This window comes from Pseudomonas imperatae (genome assembly GCF_057128625.1).
The window spans coordinates 108,620-133,648 of the sequence record NZ_JBSKHP010000005.1; the positions used below are offsets into that span (position 1 = coordinate 108,620).

Genomic DNA, 25,029 nt, shown 5'->3' on the forward strand with positions numbered 1-25,029 from the left:
ACCCTCCATCGTTAGACCCCAGCGCAGTGCCGGACGGCTGCGCCCCCACACGCCTTGGCCAAGGGCGCACGGGGGCGCAGTCATCGGCATGCCTTTTGTTCAGCCCCCCAGCCTGGCGCCATGCCAAGGGAAGCCGCAATGACCGTAGTAACCGAAGGTGCCGTACACATCAACCCGAGCCGCGCCCGGCTGATTGAACGCGCGATTGAGCGTGGCGAAGGCCAGCTCGCCGACTCCGGCGCCCTGGTCGTGACCACCGGCGAGCGCACCGGGCGCTCGCCCCAGGACCGTTTCATCGTCGACGAACCGGGCACCCGCCATGCCATCGACTGGGGCAAGGTCAACCGCCCTTTTGATGCAGGCAAGTTCGACGCCCTGTGGGAGCGAGTCGAGGGCTACCTGGCCGGCTGCGAGCAGTTCGTCTCGCGGGTTCACGTGGGCGCCGATCAGCACCACTACCTGCCGGTGGTCATGACCACGCAGACGGCCTGGCAGCAGCTGTTTGGCCAGAACCTGTTCATTCGCCCGGAGGTTTACAACCCCAGGGGCAAAGACCAGTGGCAGATCCTCAACGCCGCCGGTTTCCACTGCGTTCCCGAGCGCGACGGCACCCGCAGCGAAGGGTGTGTCATCTTGAACTTTGCCCAGCGCAAGGTGCTGATTGCCGGCATGCAATACGCCGGCGAAATGAAGAAGGCCATGTTCTCGGTGCAGAACTTCCTGCTGCCGCACTATGAAGTGCTGCCGATGCATTGCTCCGCCAACGTTGGTGACGATGGCAGCACCACGCTGTTCTTCGGCTTGTCCGGCACTGGCAAGACCACGCTGTCCGCAGACCCCGAGCGCTACCTGATCGGTGACGACGAGCACGGCTGGGGCGAAGGCGTGGTGTTCAACCTGGAAGGTGGCTGCTACGCCAAGACCATTGACCTGAGCCAGAAGAACGAGCCGATCATCTGGGACGCGATACGCTTCGGCGCCCTGGTCGAGAACGTTGTCCTGAATGAGGCGCGAACCGCCGATTATGCCGACACCCGCCTGACCGAGAACGGCCGGTGCGCGTACCCGCTGGAGCACGTGGAAAAACGAACCAGGGCCAACCTGGCTGGCGAGCCGCAGGCGATCATCTTCCTGACCTGCGACCTGTCCGGCGTGCTGCCCCCGGTGTCGATCCTGAGCAAGGACGCGGCGGCCTACCACTACCTGTCGGGTTACACGGCGCTGGTGGGTTCCACCGAGATGGGTTCAGGCGCGGGCATCAAGGCGACGTTTTCCACCTGCTTCGGCGCCGCCTTCCTGCCGCGCCCAGCGCGTGAATACGCCGACCTGCTGGTCAAGCGCATTGAAGCGTTTGGCTCGCAGGTCTACCTGGTCAACACTGGCTGGACCGGCGGCCCCTACGGCACGGGCGAGCGCTTCAGCATCCCGACGACGCGCCGAATCATCGCCGCGATCCAGAGTGGCGCCCTCACAGGCGTTGACACCGAGCACCTGGCCGTCCTTAACCTGTGGGTGCCCACCGCGGTGCCGGGTGTCGAGACCCGGCTGCTGAACCCGCGCAACACCTGGGCGGACCAGCAGGCGTATGACGCCACCGCCCGGCAGCTGGCCGGGCAGTTCATCGCTAACTTCGCCCAGCTCAGCGGGGTTGATCAACGGATCATTGCGGCAGGGCCACGCCGGTAAAGTGGGCAAACACCGGCTGCGGGATGCTCGCCTCGAAACCGCTCGGGGTGAGCATCCCGGATTGGGGGTCGATCTTGAAGGAGGTCACATTGTCGGATTTCAGGTTGGCGACCACCAGCCAATGACCGGCAGGCCCGATAGCCAATTCCCACGGGTAGCTACCGCCCGAGCTGATCCGCTGGATCGGCTCCAGGCACGCCCCCTGGGCGATGCGGTAGACCACCAGGGTATCGGTGCTTCGATCGGCGACGTAGAGGAATTTCTCCCCGGGGCCAATCTTCATCGACGAGGCGCTTTTTGGCCCGGTAAACCCTGCCGGGAAGGTATCCACCGAGGCGCCGTAGCGGAGGGTTTGCGTTGCGGGCTCCCAGGTCACGCAACGCACCTGTGCCGAGAGCTCGGACAGCAGGAACCCGTGCTGGCCATCCTGCTGGAATTCGATGCCTCGCGGCCCGGTGCCCGGTGCCATTTGCACGAATGGCGTGGGGCCTTGGGCCAACTGGTGACCCTTGCCCTTCAGCTGGTACATGAACACCCTGTCTGCGCCGAGGTCGGGCACCAGCAGCTCGTGTGTGCCTTTTACCAAGGTAATGCTGTGGGCATGCGCCTGGGTCTGCCTGGCAGTCGGTCCCGTGCCGAAGTCCGCGAGCACCGAGCTCACTGGCTGAACCTTGCCGTCGGCGGCCAGGGGTAACACCGCCACCTGGCCGCCGCCGTAATTGGCCACCACGAGACTGTGATGCAACCCGTCGTAAAGCATATGGGTAGGGCCACTGCCACCCGACCCGACGCGGTTGAGTTCCGTCAATGCACCGGACGCTCGGTCCATGCTGAAGGCTACAACTTCGCCATTGGCCTCGCCGTTGTTGCCAACTTCACTGACGCTATAGAGAAAGTGGCCGCCAGGGTCTTGTACAAACCAGGTGGGGCGAAGCACTTTTGCAATTTTCTGGACGTTCGAGAAACTGCCATTATCGAGATTGAAAACAGCGTTATAAATATAATCCCCATGGGTGCCAAAGTAGACTCTGGTTGCGCTGTTGTTTTCAGACGCTGCAGACGCCAGGGAACTATAGAGCGCAACGAATAACGCGCCGAGCTTCATGCCTTTTAGAACGTCCATACCCATGACCTTAGTCTCCTGCCAGGCAGTGTATTTATAATTCGACGTTATCCAGCGGTCTCTACGCCTGGCTACTGTTCAAGGCGGTGCTGGCAATGGGTGCGCTTGCCACCTGGGGCCCATTGATCTTCGGCGCCCAGGCACGTCTCATCAGCACCACGGTGCTGGTGACGCCCAAAAACAGGAAAACGAAGATCGCGATCATCGGCAGCGTATAACTGTGGCCGACATGCAACAGCCAGCCCGACAGGCTGGCCGACACACCACCCGCAAGACTCGTCGCCACTTGTTGAAGCCCGGTGTTCAAGCCGGTCGCCTGCCTGGGGATCAGCGTCAGCTTCACCAGCGCGAGGTTGTTGGTGGTGACCAGGCCCAGCAGCGTCAAGGACAGCACGTTCCAGCACAGGGCCACCGACACGCTCGACGCATAAGCGCCGAACAACACGGTCATGCCGCCAGTAAAACCGGCCACCATGAAGGCCTTGCGCACCGCCACCGCGTCGTGCCCGCGCAGGATCAATCGGTCTGCCGCCCAGCCGCTGACCGCGGCCCCGAGCGCGACGCCACAAAAGCTCAGTGCCGTGTAAAAGCCCGCCTGCGTCAACGACAGCCCCCGTTGCTCGACGAGGTAGGCCGGCATCCAGGTCATGCAGAAGAACACAAAGTAGGCGTAACAGAAGTTGGTGATCAACCCGCCCCACACCACCGGGCTCGCCAGCAGATTGCGCAGCGGCACGGTCGCCGCGTGCTGCTGTCGTTCGGCTAACTCGGCGCGGTCCGGAAAGTCGATGCGCACCATCAGCAACCAGGGCAGCAGCCACACCAGGCCGGCCAGGCCGGTCACCATGAACATGACTTTCCAGGAGGTGCCTGCAATCAGCCAGGCCGCCAGGGGCGCGCCCAGGGCCGGCCCCATCTTGCCGCCAATCGCGTAGATGGCCAGCGCGGAGCCCTTCTGCGTTTCTTCGAAGCGGTTGGCGATGTACCGATAGGTCGCCGGCACCACGACGGCTTCGGCCGCACCAATGATGACGCGCACCACCAGCAGCGCGCCGAGGGAATTCACCAGGCCGGTGGCCGCCGCCGCTACGCACCAGAGGAAGAAGCAGATTGCGTACGGCCATTTGACGCCGTAGCGGTCCACCAGCCAGCCCATGGGCAGTTGTAAAACGCCGTACGCCCAGAAGACCGATGAACCTAGCCAGCCTCTTTCGACGTGCGTCAGGGCAAATTCCCGGATGAATTGAGGATCGGCCATGGCGGCCGACATGCTGGAGCGGTCTGTCCACGCAATCATCAAGCCGAATGCGAGCAGGACGATGACGCCCCAACGGTTTTCGAGGCGTACGGCTTTCTGGATACTCTCCACTGCTTCCTCTCGGACCTGTTTTTTTAATTGTTGTCAGTCAAGACGTCCGTCGCTTCCGTGAACCCCACCGGGTGGTTGCCTGGACGCTCGGTGACGATCATCAACCGGGGCCAGCGGGCGGGTCCAGTGAGTTTTGTGGAGTGCCTGTTAACCAAACGGTATACCCCTTCGCAGCTCGCCAGCTGCCCCTCGCAGCGGCCAACGAGACAGGGTTTACATTCTGCGCAAGGCTGTGATTTGCTAAATGGCATGCACCGGGTCGGCACGTTGACCGTTGCCAAGGAGCCGTTATGACGCACAGTTCGAAAACAACATCTCGACACGAGTCAGACACCAAGGTCACGCTCAAGACGGTACCCAAGGTCCGCTTGTACGTGGAGCGGCGCGAGGAAGAAGAGCACTGGTTCGTCAACATCGGCCACGTCACCGAACGCGGCCGGTGGCGCACCGAACCTCATGCGCATCCCGGGTACGGCCAGATTATCTTCGTGCGCAGCGGCAACGGTGTGATGAATCTCGAGGGGTCGAGCATCCCGTTCGAAGGGCCGTGTGTGTTGTTGCTGCCGACCGAATGCGTGCATGGGCTCGATTATGAAAACGACGTGGACCGCTGGGTGGTGACCATCGAGGTGTCCTACCTGGCCCAGCTCTACGCCCGCCTCCACGCGTTCATCCAACTGTGGTCCCTGCCGCGGATGATTGCGGTGCCCTCAACGACCGGCATGGCCAGCGAACTCTTCGACCTTATCACGCGGCTGGCGCAGGAACTGGACGCCAAACTGTTCGGTCACGTGGTGGGCGCCGAAGCCCTGCTGACCCAGATGTTCCTGCTGCTGGTTCGCCAGGCCCGCCTCGATCAGCCGGACGATGGCGGCGCCTCTGGCAATGAGACCCGCCTGGCAGAACGCTACCGCGAACTCATCGATCAGCATTACCGGCAAAACCTGCCATTGCAGGACTACGCGTCGATGATGGGCGTGTCGGTGGTGCAGTTGCGCGCCGCGTGCGCGGCAGCCACCGGGCACAGCCCGACGAAGATGATCCACGCGCGCATCATCACCGAAGCGAAACGGAACCTGATTTTTGGCGAGATGGCCATCGAACAGATTGCCTTCGGCCTGGGCTTTTCCGACGCCGCGTACTTCACGCGCTTTTTCCGCCGGGAGGTGGGTGAGGCCCCCAGCCAATTCCGGCTGACGGCGCGGGAACAGTCGCAACGAGCGAAATAAGTCGCGTCGCACCTTTCTTTTTTTTCCCATGAATCGTGGCGCCAGCCTTATGCAAGGGCTGCTTGCGCCCGCCTTTCCCACCGTCCCGCAAAAAATGCCAGCGAATCTCACTTTTGTGTAAAGGCACAGGCCTGGCCGCCCAATAACATTCCCTTCAAGCACCGTAAAAAATACCCAGTGCCCACTTCATCAGCCAGTTGACTTCGGTGCGACCGAATCAAGTGTGGCGAACAACCACGCCTGGCTGATGAATATAAGTCCCCTGCAACGTGTTTTATAAAAACAACAAAATCAATACGGATGGAAACATGAGAAAAACTTTCAAACCTTTGCCCAGGTTGCTGCTCGGCACGGCGATTCTCTGTTGTTTAAGCGAGTATGTTTTCGCTGAAGAGATCATTGATGCACCGACGACGTCCGCTTCGCCACAGGCCACACTAATCCAGCAAACGCCAGACACTACCAACGCGCCGCACGCGTTTCCGGACCTGGCGAAGTTGGACGAACAGGTTGGCAAGCCGCCGGTGTCGTGGAACGACACTTTTATCGGCTATCGCGTCGGCAATGATTTCCACTTCCCGGGTGTTGCCGACAAGATCAAGCAGAACATTGGTTACCTGACATCCACCGGCGGCTTCAAGTACGGCAGCTATGCCTTTAACGTCGATTACCGGGTGTCCGACTCGGCGAACCCGGAGGCTGGCGGGCCGAACAATGGGGGGGCGCAGGAGGTGTACAGCGTGGGTCGCGTCACGGCGAGCGCCAGCAAGATTTTTGGCCGGCAAATCGGCATTGGCGTGATCCGCGACGTCGGCCTGACCGGGGGGTATGAGTTCGGCACGAAGAACGATGCCTACGCCCAGCGAGCCCGCATGCTCGTGCTGGGCGGAACAGTCGAGTTCGCCCTGCCGCGCGGCTTCTGGAACCTGACCGTCGGTGCGCGCACCGAGAGCAACCATAACGGCATTGTCGGCACGGACGTGGACTACGACACCGCCGCGCACCTTGAAAGTACCTGGCTCTACCCGTTTCGCGCAGGCCCGGTGCCTTTGATCTTCCGTGGTTTTGTCAGCATAACGGGGCCAAAGGGCAAAGATGGTTTTGGCGTCAAAACGACGACCGAATACCTTACCCGCGCTGCGTTGCTGGCCGACATCGGTTCATTCGCCGGTCAACCGCGCACGCTGTATGCGGGTGTCGGTTACGAGTACTGGAAGAACATGTTCGGCACGCCGAGTGATGAAGCGGTCAACACCAGGACGTCGACCCCGATGCTCCAGGTTGAAGTGCATTTCTAATCGATTGCTGGCAAGCCCCGTAGCAGCGGCCATTGGGCCGCGTCCCGGCCCACGCGGTGCCCGGGACGCGGCCTGCGGCCGCTGCTACGGGGGCGGCGCGTGGAAAAACCGCAGCCCCGTAGCAGCGGCCATGGGCCGCGTCCAGGCCCACGCGGTGCCTGGGACGCGGCCTGCGGCCGCTGCTACGGGTGCGGCGCGTGAAAAAACCGCAGCCCCGTAGCAGCGGCCATGGGCCGCGTCCTGGCCCACGCGGTACCTGGGACGCGGCCTGCGGCCGCTGCTACATCCTGTGGGAGCTGGCTTGCCAGCGAGCTGCTGGGGCCATAAAAGCTCGCTGGCAAGCCAGCTCCCACAAAGACAGTTGCTGCTACGGGGGCGGTGCAGTCCTGTAGCAGCGGCCATGGGCCGCGTCCTGGCCCACGCGGTACCTGGGACGCGGCCTGCGGCCGCTGCTACGGGTGCGGCGCGGGATTTCGTGTAGCCGCAGCAATCTGCGCCAAGGCAGTTGCTGCTATGGGGCGCAAACAAAACCGCCGTGCTATCGCACGGCGTTTTCATTGCTTCCCGGCTAAAACCGCTTACTGATTCGGCACGTACAGCGGCATCGAATCTTCCCACAACGTATCGGTGATCGCGTGCTGATTGGAACCGTCGGCGTTCATCACCCAGTTTTGTCCGTCAGGCTGGAACGTGTTGTCGTACAGCGCCAGTTCATCGCGGAAGCCATAGACCCCCGAGCTGTAGGCGATCCGCCCGTCATACAGCCACACCGCGTGCCCCTGGTTCGCCCCCGGCGTGGTCAGGCGGGTGACGGCCGTGCCATCGGGTTTGATCGTGTACACGTCGTAATGGAACTTGTTCGGATCGGTCGGGTTGATTTCCTTGCGCGTGAAAACAATTTTGCTGCCATCGGGCGACCAACCCGGCAGGTTGTCCGCCTCGTTCGTCAACTCCGTGGTCTGGCGAGTCTCCACATCCAGGATGCGCAGGCCTTGGACTTTCGGGCTCCACACGCGGTAGACGATCTTCTTGCCGTCCGGCGAGTAGCTCGGGAAACCGGCATTGATCGAACCGTCCGTGAGGATTTCCGGCTTGCCGTCCATGCTGCCATCAGCCTTGATCCGGGCAATGCGCCCCGGGCCCATGCCCCGCGTGAAGAACCAGTCACCAATGCCGAACGCCACCCACTCGCGGTTCGGCGACCAGGTTGGCTGGAACGCACCTGCCAGGCCCTTCTGGATCATGTCCGCCGGCAGGCCGCTGTTGGCCGGGTCGTAGATGCGCTGGTAGCCGGTGAAATCCGGATTGATGATGGCAATCGACGAGCCCATCGCCTTTTCCGTGTACACCAACTTCTTGCGGTCAGCCGACAGTTGTGGGAACACGTCGATGTAGCGGTAGCTCCACCCCGGGTCGAAGCTGAACAGCGGCGTGCCATTGGCACGGGCCGGCCGCATGGTGATCTTTTCATAGACCACCTTGGTACCGTCAGCCGAATAGTGCGGCGAGCGGATGCCGCTGTTGGCGGTCGAGCGCGCCCCACCCGCGGTGGTGTAGAGACCTTCGGTGTCGCCCCCTTTCACGTGATAAGCGACATTGCTGTCCGAGATAAATTGCGGAAACACCTTGAGGCCTGGCGTCGACGTCAACGTGGTCCGCGACAGCGTGGCCAGGTCGACCGCAACGATTTGCGAGCTGACCTTGTTGATCAACTCCGGACGGTGCGCGCCCCAGGTGGACTCGACGGGCGTCTCATAAAACGCGACGCGCTTGCCATCGGGCGACCAGGTCGGCGAGCCTTCGTCAAAGCCAGGGTTGCTGGCAAGCTGCTTCCAGCCCGAGCCATCGGGATGAATCAGGTAGATGCTGCTTTCCTGGGTGCGCTCCCAGCCAACCGGCAGGTTGTGACCGCGCCAGTCCGAGCCGATATCCGAAGCCAGGGCGAGCCACTTGCCATCCGGCGACCAGCTCGGCCGGAAGAAGCTGTGGGGCTTGGCCGGGTCGAACTTGATGGCACCGGTGACGTTCTTCAACGCGCCGGTCGCAATGTTCAGCGTCCAGATATTGGTGGTGCCAAACGCATCCTTGCCGCGGCGCGACGAGACGAAGGCAATGACGTGGGGATCGGTCGGCGAAAAGACCGCCGCGTCGTCAATGGCGACGTGATCGGTCAGCCTTTTCAGCTGCGTGCCGTCGGCTTTCACGCGGTACAGATTGGCCTCGCCGAGGCCGTCCCGCTCAGAGGTAAAGACGACCCACTGGCCATCTTTCGAGAATGAGGCGTGGTAATCGAAACCCGGGGTGGGCAGCAGTTTGTGCTCGTCGGTGCCGTCGGCATTCGCCACATACAAGTCCGAAGTCACCGGCCCGAGGCGGTTCAGCAAGGCCGTGCCTTGGGTGGCGGTCGCCGCGTGTGCGCTTGATGAAATAACAATCCAGGTGCCCCAGATGGCTGAATACGCCATGAGCTTTTTGAGAGGGGAGTTCAGATACACAGCTTATGTCTCCGTTATTATGCGTGGCTGAGCGGCAGGTAACCCCTGCGCTCAACTGCCTCCTGCGTCGCTATCCAGACAACGCGTTGTGTGTGTGCTTTGCTGCGAAGTGTCCGTGGTACCCCTTCTCAGCGGTCGGGCTGCCAATACATGAAGCCCATACCTTCGCCCGTGCCTGCAGCTGTGCGCCAGCAGGGCACGTAGTCCACCAGGGTCATCTGCGCGCCGGTCTGCTCCACGGCCTTCATCACACTCACGTACAGCTTGATCTCCGAGGTGCCCGACTGATACGAACGCTCGTCCACCGCGGCCAGCCCTTCATAGTCGTACTCGGACAGCATTTTCATGATGCGATGGTCGAACGCCTCGTCGTTGACGAAGTGCGACAGGCCGCCAGAGGCAAAGATGCCCACGCGAACGTCCTCTGGCCACGCGGTGATGGCGTCGCGCAGCACGCGGCCAAACTCGATGCAGCGCGCCATGGACGGCTGGGTCGGCGGGTAGAAGCAGTTCATGATGATCGGCACGTGCGGCGGCGGGTTGTCCGCCATGATCTGGTGGTAGACGAAACTGTAGGCATGCGGCACGACCGGGTAGTCGGGCAGCGGCTTCATCCACACGTTATCGGGCCAGGCGAACAGATCGGTGAGGTCAAAGTGCTCGCCCTGGAAATACTTGATCAGGTACGCCGCCAGCCCCGGATGGCACTGGTGGGTGACAGGGTGATCGGGGGCATACACCGAACGCTGCGGCGGCCCGTTATGCACCTCTGCGCCGCTGTAGATGGCGATCGAAGGCGAAAAATCAGTGAAGATTTCCTTCTGGTCCTTGCCCAGGATGATGGCCACGTCGATGTTCGCATCGCGGTACGCCTGCGCCATGACATCCAGCGCCTCGCGGCAGCGAGCCGCGCGCGCAGTACGTTCCTCCAGCGTGAGGAAGGGCTCGAAAGCCGCCTCGCGATGGGCCTCCAGTTCAGGGTAGGTCCAGGTGCGGTTGCGGTACCACAGTTCAGGGTTGTTGCGATCGCGCTCGCCATTGATCAACCAGTCCTCTGGCGCCTGCCCCAGCATGCCGCTGTGCGGCACGGCCATTCCGAATACAATTTTTGCCATGCAATCAATACCCCATTTTTTGTTCTGGCCAGGCGTGGCCTTCGTAGGATTCGCCAACGGTGCCGTGTGCTACGCGCTGCGCAGTTGCCCACAGGGCTCGCTGATTTTGGGTGCCCACTCGGGGCGGTACAGGACGATGGTGGCGAACGCGCCGATCAGCAGAAACGCCAGGATCACTTTCATCGGCAGGTCGTAGCTGCCACTGGACTGCAACAGCCACCCCGAAAGGCCGGCCGCCACGCCGCCGGCAAGGCTTGTCGCGAGCTGCTGCACGCCCGTCACCAGCCCCACCATCTGCTTGGGGATCAAGGTCATGCGCGACAACACAAGGTTGTTGGCTGTGGTCAAGCCCAGGCACGAGAGGGAAAAGGTGTTCCAGAACAGCGCCATGTTCTGCGTCGGCGCATAGGCGCCGAGCAACACGGTGCCCGCGAGCGTGAAGCCACAGACAACGAAGGCCTTGCGGACCCGCACGGCGTCATAGCCCCGCGCGATGATGCGGTCCGCCGCCCAGCCCGCCAGCACCGCAACCACGGCGATGCCGGCGAAGCTTGCGAACGTGAATAGCCCCGAACTGGATATCGACAAGCCGCGTTGCTCGACCAGGTACGCCGGCATCCAGGTCATGCAGTAAAAGGCGAAGTAGCCGTAGCAGAAGTTGGTGATCAGCCCGCCCCAGATGACCGGGCTGCTCAGAATGCCGTGCAGGCTCACCGTCCGCGGTTGATGGGTCACCCGGGACAGCTCGGCCTTGGACGGGAAGTCGTTGCGCACGGTCAACAGCCAGGGGATCAGCCACAACATGCCGACCAGGCCCGTGGCAATGAACATGACCTTCCAGGAATAACTCACGATCAACAGGGCCGCGACCGGGGCACCAATGGCGGGGCCCAGCTTGTTGCCCATGGCGAGCAGGCCGGCCGCGAGGCCGAGGCGCCCCTCATCGAAGTTGTTGCGTATCCAGCGGTAGCTGGCGGGCACCACGATCGCCTCGGACACACCGATCAGCAGGCGCAGCGCGATCAGGCTTTCCAGTGCATGGACGACGCCCAGCAGCAGGGTAAAAATGCACCATGCGCCGAAGGACACTGCGTACGGCCATTTCACCCCGTAGCGGTCGGCCACCCAGCCCATCGGCACCTGGAACAGGCCGTAGGACCAGAAGAAGGCCGAGTTGAGCCAGCCACGGTCCAGGCTCGACAGTTGAAAGTGTTGGATGAAGGAGGGATCGGCCAGCGCAGACGAAATACTGGTGCGGTCGACGTAGGAAATAAGGACGCCCAACGCAAGCAGTGCAAGCACGGCCCAGCGGGCTCTCGGTGTCAGGATTTGCATTGTTTTTATTGACCTGTGAGCGACTGTGTCCACCCCCTGTGCGCTGAAGCACGCCGATCGGGGGTGCCTTGACCCGGCTTATGCAAGGGCGGGATGGCTTGCATTATTTCCCGATTCACCAGGCAATGGCCCTACACAAAAGTCACTTTCACCGGTACTTTTTCATGGGCGGCGGGGCGCCATGACACGCTGGGCCGCCCGCTGTCGCCGACTTGTCGCCCGCCACCACAGGTACAGTTTTGTCAGCACGGAATAAAACCAGTACAACCCTCTGTACCTCGCGTCTTTCAAGCGTCCCCGCCGGGTAACTGCGTCTGCAAAAAAGCCCTTGCCGCGAAGTTTGAAACATATATTTACATATGCCTTACACAACTTTCGCCCCTGTCGACATTTCCTTGCCACACCTATAACAAAATTTTCACGCCACTGGCGCGATAGTTTCATCTTGTTGAACGACTCCAATGATCGCCTTCCCCACCCCCGGAGTTTTCCCGCAGCGCCTGACTTATCGGGCAAGTTACAGACATCAATGTACGCGATGTATCAAGGAGACAACATGAACATTCCAACCGACCCCATCCCGACCGCGCCACGCTTCAGTATCGCCATGGTCAACTACAAGACCTGCGAGATGACCCGTGCCTGTCTGGAGTTGCTGCGCGAGCAGCTGGTCGGCCTGGACGTGCCGGTGTGGGTGGTGGACAACAACTCCGCGGATGACAGCACCGATTACTTGCGCAGCCTGGATTGGATCAATCTTCTGGAGCGTGTACAAACCGCGGGGGAAGCCGGCCATATTGCCCACGGCAAGGCACTGGATATGATCCTGGAGCGTATCGACACCGACTATATACTGCTCATGCATACTGACACTTTCATATATAACCCCGAAGTGTTCAGCTTACTGCTTGATATGATTACCAAAACGCCCACTACCGCCGCCGCCGGCTGTTTCGAGCAACTTGACCGGGGCTTGCTGCGCACGGCATGGCGCTTCAGTTCCCGCTATTGCAAGCATCACTACCGGCGAATGGCCCGGGCGCTGGGCCTGTCGGCCCGTGAGCCGAAGCCGTGGAAGGAAACCCACCTCAAGAGCTTCTGCACCTTGTGGAATGCCAAGGCCATGAAGCACCGGGGCCTGCACTTCTGCATGGATGACCGGGTGCCGGGCTACACCCTGCAGGACCGCATGGTGGCCTCCGGCTTCTCCATCGCTACCCTCTCCGCCCACCGCCTGTTCAAGTACCTGGACCACATCCAGTCCGGCACCGTGGCCGCCCGTGGCACCTACGGCAAGGACCACCGCCGCACGCGCATGTACGACCATGCCCTGGCGCGCCTGCATCACAAAACTGCCGGCACCTGATCCACCTCACCCCGCAAGGCGTTATTTTCAGGGGCCTTGGGGGCATGGCTGCGCTATAGTGTCGCACTTTCCCAGCCTGCCCTTTTCGAGGATGTCCCTGTGGCCTCAATGCTGACCTTGCGTGCCATGTTGAAACCGGTTTCAGTCCTAGCCCTGTCGCTGCTCGCCGCCCACTCGGTAAGCGCTGCCGACTGGGTGGTGTCGTCCAACGACGGCAAGTACCAGCGTGTACAAGGCCGCGACACCTACCCCGACGCCGCCAAGCCCGACACCCTCACCGTGCTGGACGCCAGCGTGTTTCCGCCCAAGGTCAACCAGACCGTGGAAGTGGAAAACGGCATCCAGGGCCCGCCCCAGGCCGCCGCCATCAGCCCCGACGGCAGCCTGGCCCTGGTGGCGGCCCCCACCCGCTACGACCACGCCGCCAAGCAGCTGCAGATGGACACCTTCCTGCAGGTGGTGGACCTGTCCGCCAAGCCCGCCACTGTCAGCAAGATCGAACTGGGCAGCCACCCGCAGGCCGTGGCCTTCGACCGCAGCGGCAAGTGGGGCGTGGTCACCTGCGTGGACGGTGGCGTGCGCCCGCTGCGCGTCGACGGCCATCAGGTAACCGTGCTCGACAGCATCGCCCTGGGCAGCAAGCGCCTGGCCGGCGCGGCGTTCACCCACGACGGCCAGCATGTGCTGGTGTCGCTGCGCGATGAGCAAGGCGTGGCGGTGCTGAGCCTGGTGGACGGCAAGTGGGCCGACAGCGGCGACCGCATCAGCACCGGCGTGGCGCCCTACACCATCGACGTGTCCAGCGACGGCCACTGGGCGGTGGTCAGCAACGTTGGCCTGGCCGGCCTGCCCAATTACAAGGGGCGCCTGGCCGGTGACGAAGACAGCGTGACCCTGGTCGACGTGTCCAAGGTGCCGTTCCGCGCGGTGCAACACCTCAACGTGCCGTCGCTGCCGGAAGGCGTGGCGATTTCGCCGGACGGCAAGTGGATCGTGGCGCAGTCCATCGACGGCTCCAACCTGACCCCGGACAACCCCGGCGTGCGCGCCCATGGCCGCGTGACTCTGTTCGCCCTGCGCAACGGCAAGGCCGAGAAGGTCAACGACGTGGCCGACGGCAACTCGTCCCAGGGCGTGGTGTTCAGCGCCGACAGCAAGCACGTGATCGTGCAGTTCAACGTCGAGCATCAGCTGGGCTTGTACAGCATCGAAAACGGCAAGCTGGTGGACAGCAAGCAGCGCATCGAACTGAGCGGCGGCCCGTCGTCGCTGCGCAGCGCCCCGCGCTGACCCCACCCTTCACGCTCCCCCGTACATCGGCGTAGCAGCAACTGTCTTGAAACGGTGTCGTCTGCATCGCGACTAAAGTCGGCTCCTACGCCGTACGTGGTAGGAGCCGGCCTTGGCCGCGATGCAGGCGACGCGATCGACGAGGTACACGGGACCCTGTAGCAGCGGCCCCAGGCCGCGTCCTTTCAGCCACAACGCGGTGGCATTGGACGCAGCCTGCGGCAGCTGCTACAGGGAGTTGGTCAGTCGCGCGCCACGCAGCGGGCGCGGCGTTCGTCCACGCGGCGGGCGAACCAGGCGGTGGTCAGGTGGCGGGTGATCTTCGGGCTTTCCAGGGTGATGCCCGGCAGAATCGCCCGCGGCAGCGGCTTGCCGGCCACCTGGTCGGCCAGCTCGAACACCCGCTGGTACACCCGCGTGTCCTCGAAATCCAGCTGCTCGCCCTTGTCCAGCGCGTTGCGAATGGCGCTGTCGCTCATGTCCAGGCGCTTGCCCAGCGAACGCACCGCCAGCTCCGTCTGCCCGGCGCTGAGCGAACCGTAATCGATCAGGTCGCCGTCCAGCGCCAACCGCGCCTTCACCAGGCGGTTCAACGCCGCCTGGAAAGCCGCGTTGCGGCTGGCGTAGTGGCCGGCGTTGAAATCGGCGAAACGGTACAACGGCTCGGGGTAATGCACCGGGTAACCCAGCAGGTGGGCGGTGCCGAAATACACCCCGCCGCGGCGGCTGAACACCTCGCGGCGCACCGTGCCCTGCAGCGGGTACGGGTAGCCACGGGCGTTGCGTTCGGCGAAAGCCACGCTGACCTGCATGGGCCCGGCGGTGTGCACCGGGTTGAGCGTGCCGAACAGCTGGCCACCCAGAGGCACCATGCCGATGAAATCATCAAACACATCACTCAGCTCACGCTCCGAGCGCACGCTGGCGATGCGCTGGGCGTAGCTCTTGCCGGTGGGGGACTTGATCGCCAGCGCCGCGTCCACCAGGAAGCCCGGCACGTGCAGGCGCGCCGCACGCCGGTCGATCTCGGCACGGGCGATGCCACCCAGGCCGGGCACTTGCGGGTCGGCCTGGAAGTTGGACTCCTGCTCGATGACGGCGATCACCGAACACAGGTTCTGCGTGCTGGGCTCCAGGGCCTGGGCCTGGAACGCCGCCTGGATGTCTGCCGCCCAGGCCTGGCGCTGGCTGGCCGAGGGCGGCAGCAGGCGCGCCACCTTGGCGCGCACCTGCTCGGGGGTGAGGCTGGGCTGCTGCGCCTGATGGCTACAGGCGGCCAGCGCCAGCAGCCCCATCAGCAGTAAAACGTGTTTCAGCTGGCTCAATCCTCACCTCGGTTTCAGGGTTTATTCATCAGCATAGGCCTGCGGCTCGGTGGCGGTACTGTCGATACGCGCAGCCATGGCCTGTTCGAACTGCGCCAGGGGTACCAGCGCCTTGCCGTCCGGGCCGCTGAACTGCACCCGGTACGGCGCGGCGTGGCTCAGGTCACGCAACTGGTCCAGGCTCTGCGCCACGTACGCCAGGCTCACGTAGCGCTGGCCGTCGCGCGGGTCCAGCCAGCGTTCGAACAACAACGTGCCGCCGGGCGCCGCATCGTTTTGCGGGTACTCGGCAATCTTCCAGTCAAAGCCCAGCAGCGTGCGCAACTGCGCGATATTGCTGTCATGCCCCACGTAGGCCAGCCACGACGCAGGCGGCGGGCCACCGGCCAGCGACCGCTCGGTCGAATCCAGCGCCAACAGCACCTGGTGCAGCAATTGCGAGGCGCCGCGCCTGGCAATGTAGGGCAGGTGCTGAGTCAGAGCGTATTTGCCGCTGCGCAGTTCCATCAGGCCCGCCACTTGCGCGGCATTGGTGGCGTGACCGAACGCCACCTGGGGCAACGGCATGCCTTCGGCGTACTCCATGCGAATGGTCTCGGCCATGGCCGCGCCCAGGCTCAGCGGGCCGCTGAGTTTCACGGTGCTGCCCTTCTCTTTCAGGCCCCAGGCCTGCTCGCTGAGCGCGCAGGGTTTGCCCTTGGCGCAGCTGGCCGGCACGCCGACCACCTGCTGCATGCGCAGCAACGCCGCGCTGTAACGGTCATGCGCCGCCTGCGGGCTGCCGCCCATGGCGCCAAGCATGGCCTGCTCGGCCTGCTGGCGGTCCAGCGCGCCCAGGCCGTTTTCACTGGCGTGGAACAGCCGGTCCTGGCTGACGCGGCCGTGGTGCACCGGCACCTGGCAGCCCGGGAACATGCCGTCCAGCAGCGCCTTGCCGGTGGCGCGGGTGCGCGCCGCCGGGCTGGCCAACAGGTACACCTGGCCGGCGCCGGGGCAACCGTCGGCGGCCAGCAGGCCCTGCTCCTTCAGGTAGCCGCGTTGCCACTGGCCCAGCAGCACCGTCGCGGCGCGGCCATGCTCGGTCAACTGGCCGTCAGCCACCGCGAACCTCGGCCAGGGCTTGCCAGAACCGGCGTCCAGCGCCGCGGTGTCGGTGGCCGGGCGGATGCCGTGGCGCATCACCAGCACCACCTTGTCCAGGCGCAGGCCATGGGTGTCGAGGGTATCGGCATGGGCAATGGCGCTGCTTGCCAGCGCCAGGGCCAGGGCCAGGGTGAACAGGCGCAGCGGTTTAGAAGTCATAACGGGCATTCACGCTCAGGGTCCGTGGCGAACCGGGTTGCAGGTAGTTTTCCTGGTACCAGGTCCAGTACTTCTTGTTGGCCAGGTTGGTGACGTTGGCGCCGAAGGTCAGCGCGTGGCCGCCGGCCAGCTTCATGCGGTAGCCGCCGCCGGCGTCGAACAGGTTGTAGGCGTCCAGGGTGTTGACGTTGCCCGAGTCCACCGCCATGGGGCCGATGCGCTGGGCCCCGGCACGCACGAACAGGCCCGGCAACGCGCCAATGCGGTAGGTGGCCTGGGCGGCGGCCTGGTAGTGGGCGGCGCCGGCGGCGCGGTTGCCGTCTACGTCGCCTGCGTCCAGGTACTCGGAGTCCAGGGACATGACGCTGCCTTCAAGGGTCAGGCTGTCGATGGGGTCGACGCTGGCGTTCAGCTCCAGGCCCTGGTAGCGGATGGTGCCGCTCTGCACGTATTCGTTCTGGCTGTTGGTGTATTCCGCGCCGCGGTCGATGCGGAAGGCGGCGGCGGTGGCGCTCCAGTTGCGGCGCTGCACCTTCATGCCGATCTCATACTGTTTGCTGCGCAGCGGGCCCAGGGTGCTGTCTTCGTTGACCGTGCCGGTGGGCGCGGTGCCGCCCGCTTCCAGCGACTCGACGTAGCTAACATAGGCGGTGAGGTCCTTGATCGGCTTGTACATCAGCGCCACGGTGGGCGTGGCCGGGCGCGCCTTGTAGCGCACGGCGTCGCTGGTGGCCGAGTCGTGGGTCATCTCGCGGAAGGTTTCGTTGCGCAGGCCCAGCAGTAACGACCACTGCTCGCCCAGGCCGATGGTGTCGCTGGCGAAGACCGCGCTCTCCTTGATCTGGTCGTCGCCGTAGGTGCCGCCGCTGTAGTCGATGTCGTAGACCGAGAAAATCGTCGGGTCGTAGAGGTTGCCCTTGCCGACGGTGGTCTTGGGCGTGTTCACCGACTTGCGCGAATCGAGCTGCGAGTAGCTGCCGCCCAGCACCACGTCGTGGCTGAACCAGCCGGTGTCGAACTTGCCCTCCAGGGTGCCCATGGCGTCGTTGTATTCGTAGCCGTGGTATTCGGAGGTGACCTTGTCGGAGTAATTGCCGCTGTTGCTACTGATCTGGTACTGGTCCTTCACGTAACGGCGGTCCGAGTCGCTGTAGCGGTACGCCAGCTTGCCCTGCCAGTTGGGGTTGAACTGGTAGGTGGCCGACAGCGTCGACAGGCTGTAGTCGACGTCGGTGTAGGAGCCGTTGCTGTACAGGCGCTTGCTGCCGTCGATGGCCTTGGGCAGCGAGTACGAGGGGCTGACCACGATGTCGGTGCCACCAGAGGTGGTGCGCTGTTGGTACAGGGTGTCGAAGTTGAGGGTCAGGTCATCGGTCAACTTCGCGTCCAGCGCCAGGCCCACTGCCGTGCGGTTCACCGAGGAGCCGCCGCTGGCCGCGTCGCCCTCCTCGTGCACCAGGTTCAGGCGGTAGCCGAAGCGCGGGTCGTCCAGGCGGCCGCCCACGTCCACGTGCTCCTTGTAGACGTTGTCGGACTGGTAGCCGGCGTCCACGCTGAAAATGCTCTTGTCGGTCGGCCGCTTGGTCACGTAGTTGACGATGCCGCCGGGGCTGCCGAAACCGTACATGAAGCCCGACAGGCCCTTGAGCACCTCGACGCTGTCGAACATTTCCAGGGGCATTTCCACGCCGCGGTTGATGTTGGCCATGCCGTCCACCTTGTAGCCGTTCAGGTCATCCAGGGGCAGGCCGCGCACGGCCAGGGTGGCCGGGTGGGTGCCGTAGCTGGAGCTGATGGAGGTCACCGAGGCGTCGTACTTCACCGCCTCGGAGAGGATGCCGGCCTGGCGCTGCTGGATCTCTTCGCTGCTGACGCTCTTGAGCGAGAACGGCGTGTCGATGGCCGCCTTGCTGCCCAGGGCGCCACTGGACATCTGCTTGTGCAGGTCGGGCTTTTTCGCCTTGGCGGCCTTGACGGTGACCTGGGGCAAGGTTGCCAGCAGGCTGTCATCGATGACCGGGGCCGGGTCGGCCGCCCAGATCGACGGCGCCAGGGCGAAGGCGGCAAGGCCTGCGCCGGTGCGCAGGGACAACGGGTGGAACGGGTGGTTGCGACGCATGACGGTACCGAAAAATGAGCGCACGACGCCGCCCACCCGAGTACGGGCAGGGGCGATCGAGGCGTTGGGTTAAGGGGTGACGGCCTGGGTGACGAAGCCGATTTTTTCCAGGCCGCCGGACTGCGCGGTGGCCATTACTTGCACGACTTTCTCGTAGGGCGTGTCACGCTGGGCACGCAGGTGCAGCTCGGGCACCGGCTGGCGCGCCGCGGCCTCGGCCACCAGGGCCGGCAGCTCGCTGTCACTGATGTCGCGGTCGTCCCAGTGCAGGTGGCCGCTGCTGTCCAGGGCCAGGTCCACGGCCACCGGCGGCTTGTTGTCCTGCTGGGCGGCGGCGTGGGGCAAGTCGATCTTGACGCTGTGCTGGATGGCCGGCACGGTGATGATGAAAATCACCAGCAGCACCAGCATCACGTCCACCAGCGGCGTGGTGTTGATTTCCGGGTTGAAGCTGTCGTCTTCCAGTTCGTCCTGCAGTCCGCCGGCCATCACACGTACTCCGCGCGGGCCCGGGGCATGGCCCGTTGCGGCGACTGGCCCTGGGGTGTGGCGCGGGCGCCGATCACCAGCAGGTCATGCAGCTCGAAGGCGAATTTGCCCAGCTCGCCCAGGGTCTGCTTGTTGGTGCGCACCAGCAGGTTGTAGGCCAGGGTGGCGGGGATGGCCACGGCCAGGCCCAAAGCGGTCATGATCAGCGTCTCGCCCACGGGGCCGGCCACCTTGTCGATGCTGGCGTCGCCGGTCAGGCCGATCTTCATCAGCGCGTGGTAAATGCCCCACACGGTGCCCAGCAGGCCCACGAAGGGTGCGCTGGAGCCCACGGTGGCGAGAATCGCCATGCCGCCCTGCAAGCGCGCACCCACGCCAAGCGTGGCCTGGCGCAGGGCACGGTTGAGCCAGTCGCTGAAGGCTGGCGGGTTCATGCCGCTGTCCAGCGCCTCGCGGTGCTGGGTGGCGGCGCTGACACCGGCGTGGGTCAGCGCTGCATAGGAAGGCTCGCCGCCCAGCTGGCGCAGGCCGTCGCTGAGGGTCGGCGCGGCCCAGAAGGCGGCCAACAGACGCGGGGTGCGCACCCGGGACAGGACCAGGCGCACCAGCTTGTCGGCGATCACGTACCAGGATGCCAGCGACATGGCCAGCAGCATCAGCGCCACGCCACGGGTGACGGCGTCGGCCTGCCCCCACAGCATGTCCAGCCCTAACGAAGTATTTTGCATGGTGTTGCTCTCCAGGTCATCAAAGGGATAAAACGCGCCCGAGCGCCGTCCTGGCAGGACCGCCAACGGGATGAGATTCAGGGTTGAAAAAGGGTGACGCGGTCAGCTGTCGAGCTGGAACCGCAGCGGCACGATCACGTACACCGACATGGCCCGGCCGTCCTCGCGGTACGGCTTGAACAGCGCTGCCCGGGCGGCCGCCCTGCCCGCCTCGTCGAGGCTGCCGAAGCCCGAGGAGCGCAGCACATCGATGTGCCCCGGCTTGCCGCTTTCATCCACCAGCACGCGCAGCACCACGGTGCCTTCGTTGCCGTCCTCGCGGTCACGGTCGGGGTATTGCGGCTCGGGGGCGCGCAGGTATTCCACGCCATGGGTGATGGTTTTCGGCGGCGCCGGTGGCGGCACGGCTGCCGCGGCCACGGCAGGTGCGGCGGCGGCAGCGACCGCAGGGGTTGGGGTGGGCGCTGGCGTTGGCGTTGGCTTGGCGGCGGCCACATGCCGTGGTGTCGGCGCCTTGGCCACGGGCTTGGCTAGCGGCTTGGCCACAGGCGCAGGCGGCGGTGGTGGCGGCGTGACCGGCGCGGCGGGCGGTTGTGGCGCCGCGACCGGGGCTGGCGCAGGTTCATTGATCACCGACGCATAGAGCGTGCGCGGCTGGCTGACCGCCAGCGGCGCGGGCGCCTGACGGCCAAACCAGCTCAGCGCCAGCACGTGCACGGCCACCACCGCGGCCACCTTCACGGCGCGGGCCGGTAGCTTGGTGTGCACCGTGGGTAACGGCAGGGGTGTGCTGATAGCGGTGTGCATCGTCGTGACTCTCCCACCCTGGCGGTGGGCCAGGGACTGCTGTCCATATGCGCTGCGGGGGCCGCCGGGGTTTCTGGCCCGGGGCTTGCGTTTGTGGGGGCTGATGGTAGGTAGCGCAGATGACAGGTGGGTTACGGGAGGGAGAAGTAATTGGTAATGTTTCGCTTACACATCCCCAGTCACCCGCCCGGGCGGGAAGTACGCAGCAAGCTGCCACGCTTGTGATCCGGCGCTTGATCTAGATCTTGATCTGGCTTGTGATCTGCTGTTGATCTGCTGTTGATCTGGCTTTTGATCTGCTGTTGATCTGGCTTTTGATCTTGATTGTATGCCCCGTAAAGCGCCCGGGCCGACTGGAGGCGTTGACCAGGCGGCAGCCCGCAGGGCCCTTCGGCGCAGCCGAAGGAAACGGCAACCCGCCAGCTTTTATAGCGGGGGCCGTTTGCCGCCTGGGCGACGCCGGAAGGAGGGGACCCGTAGCGCAGCGGAGGGCCCAAGCAGGGGCAAGCCCTTTTTGCTTACTTTTTGGGGCGACTGCCAAAAAGTGAGTCGGCGTAAGGCCGAAACGGTCGGTGGTCGCCCCGCGAAAATGGATATATCCAGAAACGTCAGAAGCGAGATTCGAAGGCCGTGAACATATCCATTACCGGAGTTGATGCACAATCACCTTTCCGCCCTTACGGCGGGTCACTTTTTGACAAACGCCTCAAAAAGTAACCAAAAAAGGCTTGCCCCTGCTTGGTCCCTACGCTTCGCTGCGGGTCCCCTCCCTCCGGCGTCGCCCAAGCGGCCGACGGCCCGGAATAGAAGCGCCTCCGGTTCCGTCTTCCCCGGCTACGCCGTGGACCGCTTGAGCGCCGCCTCCAGTCGGCCCTGGCGCTTTACGGGGCACACAATCAAGATCAAAGGCCGCACGGGATCAAGGTCAAGATCAACAGCGGTTCGCGGTGTGCTCACGCTTTACTGGCTTGCATGTCATCGGCAAACTGCACTTTTTTGCCTCGGACCCCCACCATGGCCCACCCCAACCAGCCCCTGCAAATAACCCGTTTCCAGCCTACCGACGAACCCGGCGTAATCAACGTTATCCTGCCGATCCAGCAAGCCGAATTCGGCATCCCCATCACCGCCGCCGACCAGCCGGACCTGCGCGCCATCGGCGAGTTCTACCAGCAGGGCAACGGTGATTTCTGGGTGGCCAAGGCCGGCGAGGAAGTGGTGGGCACCATCGGCCTGAAAGACATTGGCGAAGGCCGCGCCGCCCTGCGCAAGATGTTCGTCGCGCAAGCCTATCGCGGCGCCGCGTACGGCACCGCCTCACGCCTGCTCACCACCCTGCTGGAAGCCGCCCGCGCACGCGGCGTGCAGCAGATCCTGCTGGGCACCACCGCACAGTTCCTCGCCGCGCACCGCTTCTACGAGAAACACGGCTTCCACGAAGTGGCCAAGCACAGCCTGCCCGCCTCGTTCCCGCTGATGGCCGTGGACAGCAAGTTCTACGCCCTGGACCTCTGACGCTTAACGCCCCGTAGCAGCTGCCGCCAGGCGGCGTCCGGCTGCGACGCGGTGGGCCTGAAAGTACGCGGCGCTTGCGGACGCGGCCTGACGGCCGCTGCTACGGGGGGCGGCGTTGGCAGTTTCTGCCTCGTTACGCGCGCCTCTCGAGCAACCGCCGCCACCAGGAAGTTCGGCGAGTGCCCGCGCTTGCCGTCAGCAGTTGCGGCATGTCGCGCAACCGAACCCAAGGCTCGTCTTGCCAATACAGCACACTCAACGACAATCGCGGCCAAGACATCTGCCCTACCAGCGGTCCGCGCTCGCCAGCGGGAGCCGCGCGCAGCGTAGGCAGTACCACTTGGGTCAGCCACTGCCGCAGCGCACGATTTTCCGGAACGTAGTGATACACCAGCAACGCAAGCGCGCCCGACTCACTGACCATCGCCGTGTGATGCAACTCGCCTTGATAACGCAACCACATCATTCGACGTTGGTCGGCATCCAGCTTGACGGCCTGGCGCTCGTCCAGGCCCGTGCCCATCACACGGCCGAGATCCTTCAGGCAAAACCAGGCCTGATCGTCAAATGTAACCGCCTTGAGCAAGCGCCCGTGGCGCAGGAAGGGAATGCTGTCGTAAGGCTGGGTATCGGATGCCGCGAATAGATTTGATCCGTGCATAGGTGAAGCTCCTTTCGTAGAGGAGCTGCCAACCCTTGCGACCAAGCAAGATTGGGTGGCAGCTGTGCACAGGTTGGTCGACCGGGACGAAAGGAACCCGGCAGGCACGAATGCCTCCCGCACACAGCCGCCATAAAGCCACGTGCAGGCAAAATACCGGCATCGGCAATAGCAAGGCTGTTGCACCTTTCGTAAGACGGGCGACCAAACCCGATCGCTGATGTGCAGCGACGGCGCGAGGATACAGCGTGGGTTGGCGACCGGCAAGGCTGCAACGCGGTGTGTCAGGCCGCGCGCGGCGAGAGGGACGCGGCCTGGCGGCCGCTGCTACGGGGGTTTACAGTCAATTGCCGCTGACGATGGCAACGCTGGCGCTGCACCCCAGGCGCGTCGCGCCGGCTTCGATCAGCGCCAGCGCGGTGGCTGCGTCGCGTACACCGCCGGAGGCCTTGACACCCACGCCCGGGCCGACGATACGGCGCATCAGCGCCACGTCGGCCACGGTCGCCCCGGCCTTGCCGAAACCGGTGGAGGTCTTGACGAACGCCACGCCCAGGTCGCGGCAGATTTCGCAGGCGCGGATTTTCTGGATGTCGTCGAGCAGGCAGGTTTCCAGGATCACTTTCAACGGCACGCCGCCACAGGCGTGCAGCACCTGGGCGATGTCCTCGCGCACATGGTCGAACAGGCCTTCCTTGAGCCAGCCGATGTTCAACACCATGTCGATTTCCGTGGCCCCGGCGGCGATGGCGCATTCGGCCTCGAAGGCCTTGGCCTGGCTCACGCACGCCCCCAGGGGGAAGCCCACCACGGCGCACACCTTCACGCCGCTGCCGCGCAGCCGTTGCGCCGCGTGGTAGACCTGGGCCGAGTTCACGCACACGGCGTGGAAGCCGTGCAGCCGCGCCTCCTGGCACAGCTGGGTGACCTGGGCGCTGGCGGCGTCGGCCGCCAGCAGGGTGTGGTCGATCATGGCGGCCAGGGCGGCACAGTCCAGCTTGCTCATCACGGGTGCTCCTGCGGGTAATTAGCGTGCCAGCACGAAACTAACACACCCTGGCCCCGCCCATCACCCGTGGGACGCGGCCGCAGGCCGCTGCTACGCTAGATTGGCGACCGCAGAAGGTTGTTCGATGGCGCCATAGCGCCAGCAGCAATGGCGATGGCCCGGGACAAACACACAACCGCTCACGCTGGTCAGCATGATCACGGTCAACAGCACGGCAAGGCGGCGGGTCATGATGGTATTCCTCTGGTTGGGGCAAGCGCCCATGGCGGGCGGTTACTGTTTTGAACGCCGGACGGGGGTGAAATCCGTCGCCGAAAAAAATTTCATTTTCGCGCGACGGATTGCGCCGACCTTGCCGTTAAACCCATCAGCAGCGTTCACCGTCGAACGCGCCTGAAGGAGTTGTCATGAGACTTGCCCGACCTCTGGCCAAACTACGCTATGTCCTGATCATCCCGTTTGCGCTGGCTTCGCTGATGAGCGTGCCGGCGTTCGCCGAACCCGAGATCATCATTCGCCAGGCCCCGCCGCCCCCGCGCGCCGAGATGTTCCCCCGCGAGCGCCCCGGCTACGCCTGGGACCAGGGCCACTGGCGCTGGGCCGGCAACCACTACGAGTGGGTCCCGGGGCACTGGCAACCGATGATGCGTGGCGGCCACTGGATCCCTGGCCACTGGGCGCAGCGCGGCCCGGGCTGGCGCTGGGTGGACGGCCACTGGGCCCGCTGAAGCACTGCCTGGGTGCGGGTAGCGCCCGCGCCCAGGCGCT

Annotated in this window: 22 protein-coding genes; 8 read left to right on the forward strand and 14 right to left on the reverse strand. The window is 64.3% G+C overall.

Annotated features, from left to right (window positions below):
* The first annotated feature begins 138 nt into the window (after nucleotides 1-138).
* The gene (locus tag ACWKWX_RS08520) at nucleotides 139-1,686 is read left to right on the forward strand and encodes a phosphoenolpyruvate carboxykinase (protein WP_483827494.1); all 1,548 of its coding nucleotides are present in this window, start codon (nucleotides 139-141) and stop codon (nucleotides 1,684-1,686) included.
* On the opposite strand, the gene ACWKWX_RS08525 is transcribed toward ACWKWX_RS08520, so the two are convergent.
* Together ACWKWX_RS08525 and ACWKWX_RS08530 are read right to left on the reverse strand one after the other, a co-directional pair.
* The gene (locus ACWKWX_RS08525; protein ID WP_483827495.1) at nucleotides 1,661-2,815 is read right to left on the reverse strand and encodes a lactonase family protein; all 1,155 of its coding nucleotides are present in this window, start codon (nucleotides 2,813-2,815) and stop codon (nucleotides 1,661-1,663) included. The two genes, ACWKWX_RS08520 and ACWKWX_RS08525, sit on opposite strands and share 26 nt — an antisense overlap.
* A gap of 55 nt (nucleotides 2,816-2,870) precedes the next feature.
* The gene (locus tag ACWKWX_RS08530; RefSeq protein ID WP_483827496.1) at nucleotides 2,871-4,178 is read right to left on the reverse strand and encodes an MFS transporter; all 1,308 of its coding nucleotides are present in this window, start codon (nucleotides 4,176-4,178) and stop codon (nucleotides 2,871-2,873) included.
* Nucleotides 4,179-4,468: 290 nt separating this feature from the next.
* Here ACWKWX_RS08530 and ACWKWX_RS08535 point away from each other — a divergent pair, with 290 nt between their 5' ends.
* Together ACWKWX_RS08535 and ACWKWX_RS08540 are read left to right on the forward strand one after the other, a co-directional pair.
* Entirely contained in the window at nucleotides 4,469-5,407 is a 939-nt protein-coding gene (locus ACWKWX_RS08535) for a helix-turn-helix domain-containing protein (protein WP_483827497.1), read from the forward strand.
* A 308-nt stretch (nucleotides 5,408-5,715) separates the two neighbouring features.
* Nucleotides 5,716-6,705: a hypothetical protein gene (locus ACWKWX_RS08540; protein ID WP_476299740.1), complete on the forward strand. Its 990-nt coding sequence runs from the start codon at nucleotides 5,716-5,718 to the stop codon at nucleotides 6,703-6,705.
* A 578-nt stretch (nucleotides 6,706-7,283) separates the two neighbouring features.
* Here the strand turns inward: ACWKWX_RS08540 and ACWKWX_RS08545 are convergent.
* The 3 genes from ACWKWX_RS08545 to ACWKWX_RS08555 all read right to left on the reverse strand — a co-directional run bounded on the left by ACWKWX_RS08545 (nucleotide 7,284) and on the right by ACWKWX_RS08555 (nucleotide 11,650).
* Nucleotides 7,284-9,200: a hypothetical protein gene (locus tag ACWKWX_RS08545; RefSeq protein WP_483827498.1), complete on the reverse strand. Its 1,917-nt coding sequence runs from the start codon at nucleotides 9,198-9,200 to the stop codon at nucleotides 7,284-7,286.
* Between the two features lie 128 nt (nucleotides 9,201-9,328).
* Nucleotides 9,329-10,315 carry a DODA-type extradiol aromatic ring-opening family dioxygenase gene (locus ACWKWX_RS08550; RefSeq protein WP_483827499.1) on the reverse strand — a complete coding sequence of 329 codons (987 nt, stop codon included), beginning with the start codon at nucleotides 10,313-10,315 and terminating at the stop codon, nucleotides 9,329-9,331.
* A gap of 69 nt (nucleotides 10,316-10,384) precedes the next feature.
* Entirely contained in the window at nucleotides 10,385-11,650 is a 1,266-nt protein-coding gene (locus tag ACWKWX_RS08555; protein ID WP_483827500.1) for an MFS transporter, read from the reverse strand.
* Nucleotides 11,651-12,206: 556 nt separating this feature from the next.
* Here ACWKWX_RS08555 and ACWKWX_RS08560 point away from each other — a divergent pair.
* Nucleotides 12,207-13,016, forward strand: coding sequence for a glycosyltransferase family 2 protein (locus ACWKWX_RS08560; RefSeq protein WP_483827501.1), 810 nt, complete (start codon nucleotides 12,207-12,209; stop codon nucleotides 13,014-13,016).
* Nucleotides 13,017-13,124: 108 nt separating this feature from the next.
* Nucleotides 13,125-14,306, forward strand: a complete 1,182-nt coding sequence (locus ACWKWX_RS08565; RefSeq protein WP_483827561.1) for a YncE family protein — start codon at nucleotides 13,125-13,127, stop codon at nucleotides 14,304-14,306.
* Nucleotides 14,307-14,548: 242 nt separating this feature from the next.
* On the opposite strand, the gene ACWKWX_RS08570 is transcribed toward ACWKWX_RS08565, so the two are convergent.
* The 6 genes from ACWKWX_RS08570 to ACWKWX_RS08595 form a co-directional block, all read right to left on the reverse strand.
* Nucleotides 14,549-15,601 (reverse strand): DUF1615 domain-containing protein, encoded by a 1,053-nt coding sequence (locus tag ACWKWX_RS08570; RefSeq protein ID WP_483827562.1) that lies wholly within the window; start codon nucleotides 15,599-15,601, stop codon nucleotides 14,549-14,551.
* 51 nt (nucleotides 15,602-15,652) lie between these two features.
* Nucleotides 15,653-16,933 carry a histidine-type phosphatase gene (locus ACWKWX_RS08575; RefSeq protein ID WP_483827502.1) on the reverse strand — a complete coding sequence of 427 codons (1,281 nt, stop codon included), beginning with the start codon at nucleotides 16,931-16,933 and terminating at the stop codon, nucleotides 15,653-15,655.
* Nucleotides 16,923-19,052 (reverse strand): TonB-dependent receptor, encoded by a 2,130-nt coding sequence (locus tag ACWKWX_RS08580; protein WP_476302153.1) that lies wholly within the window; start codon nucleotides 19,050-19,052, stop codon nucleotides 16,923-16,925. The genes ACWKWX_RS08575 and ACWKWX_RS08580 overlap by 11 nt, the downstream gene beginning before the upstream one ends.
* A 69-nt stretch (nucleotides 19,053-19,121) precedes the next feature.
* On the reverse strand, nucleotides 19,122-19,541 hold the full coding sequence (locus ACWKWX_RS08585; protein WP_416423493.1) for an ExbD/TolR family protein: 420 nt from the start codon (nucleotides 19,539-19,541) through the stop codon (nucleotides 19,122-19,124).
* Nucleotides 19,541-20,269, reverse strand: coding sequence for a MotA/TolQ/ExbB proton channel family protein (locus tag ACWKWX_RS08590; RefSeq protein ID WP_483827503.1), 729 nt, complete (start codon nucleotides 20,267-20,269; stop codon nucleotides 19,541-19,543). Before ACWKWX_RS08590 ends, ACWKWX_RS08585 begins: the two co-directional genes overlap by 1 nt.
* A 102-nt stretch (nucleotides 20,270-20,371) precedes the next feature.
* Entirely contained in the window at nucleotides 20,372-21,076 is a 705-nt protein-coding gene (locus ACWKWX_RS08595) for an energy transducer TonB (protein WP_483827504.1), read from the reverse strand.
* Nucleotides 21,077-22,090: 1,014 nt separating this feature from the next.
* Between ACWKWX_RS08595 and ACWKWX_RS08600 the strand changes: the two genes are divergently transcribed.
* The gene (locus ACWKWX_RS08600) at nucleotides 22,091-22,591 is read left to right on the forward strand and encodes a GNAT family N-acetyltransferase (protein WP_483827505.1); all 501 of its coding nucleotides are present in this window, start codon (nucleotides 22,091-22,093) and stop codon (nucleotides 22,589-22,591) included.
* 133 nt (nucleotides 22,592-22,724) lie between these two features.
* Here ACWKWX_RS08600 and ACWKWX_RS08605 read toward each other — a convergent pair whose 3' ends face one another.
* The 3 genes from ACWKWX_RS08605 to ACWKWX_RS08615 all read right to left on the reverse strand — a co-directional run bounded on the left by ACWKWX_RS08605 (nucleotide 22,725) and on the right by ACWKWX_RS08615 (nucleotide 24,492).
* A complete protein-coding gene (locus tag ACWKWX_RS08605; RefSeq protein ID WP_483827506.1) occupies nucleotides 22,725-23,252 on the reverse strand; it encodes a BRO-N domain-containing protein in 528 nt (175 codons plus the stop codon).
* 343 nt (nucleotides 23,253-23,595) lie between these two features.
* Nucleotides 23,596-24,258 (reverse strand): deoxyribose-phosphate aldolase, encoded by a 663-nt coding sequence (gene deoC, locus ACWKWX_RS08610; protein WP_473006079.1) that lies wholly within the window; start codon nucleotides 24,256-24,258, stop codon nucleotides 23,596-23,598.
* Nucleotides 24,259-24,351: 93 nt separating this feature from the next.
* The gene (locus tag ACWKWX_RS08615) at nucleotides 24,352-24,492 is read right to left on the reverse strand and encodes a hypothetical protein (RefSeq protein ID WP_416423488.1); all 141 of its coding nucleotides are present in this window, start codon (nucleotides 24,490-24,492) and stop codon (nucleotides 24,352-24,354) included.
* Between ACWKWX_RS08615 and ACWKWX_RS08620 the strand changes: the two genes are divergently transcribed.
* On the forward strand, nucleotides 24,491-24,658 hold the full coding sequence (locus ACWKWX_RS08620) for a hypothetical protein (protein WP_476296197.1): 168 nt from the start codon (nucleotides 24,491-24,493) through the stop codon (nucleotides 24,656-24,658). The genes ACWKWX_RS08615 and ACWKWX_RS08620 overlap by 2 nt on opposite strands.
* A 10-nt stretch (nucleotides 24,659-24,668) precedes the next feature.
* Entirely contained in the window at nucleotides 24,669-24,989 is a 321-nt protein-coding gene (locus ACWKWX_RS08625; protein ID WP_416423486.1) for a YXWGXW repeat-containing protein, read from the forward strand.
* The last annotated feature ends 40 nt before the right edge of the window (nucleotides 24,990-25,029 follow it).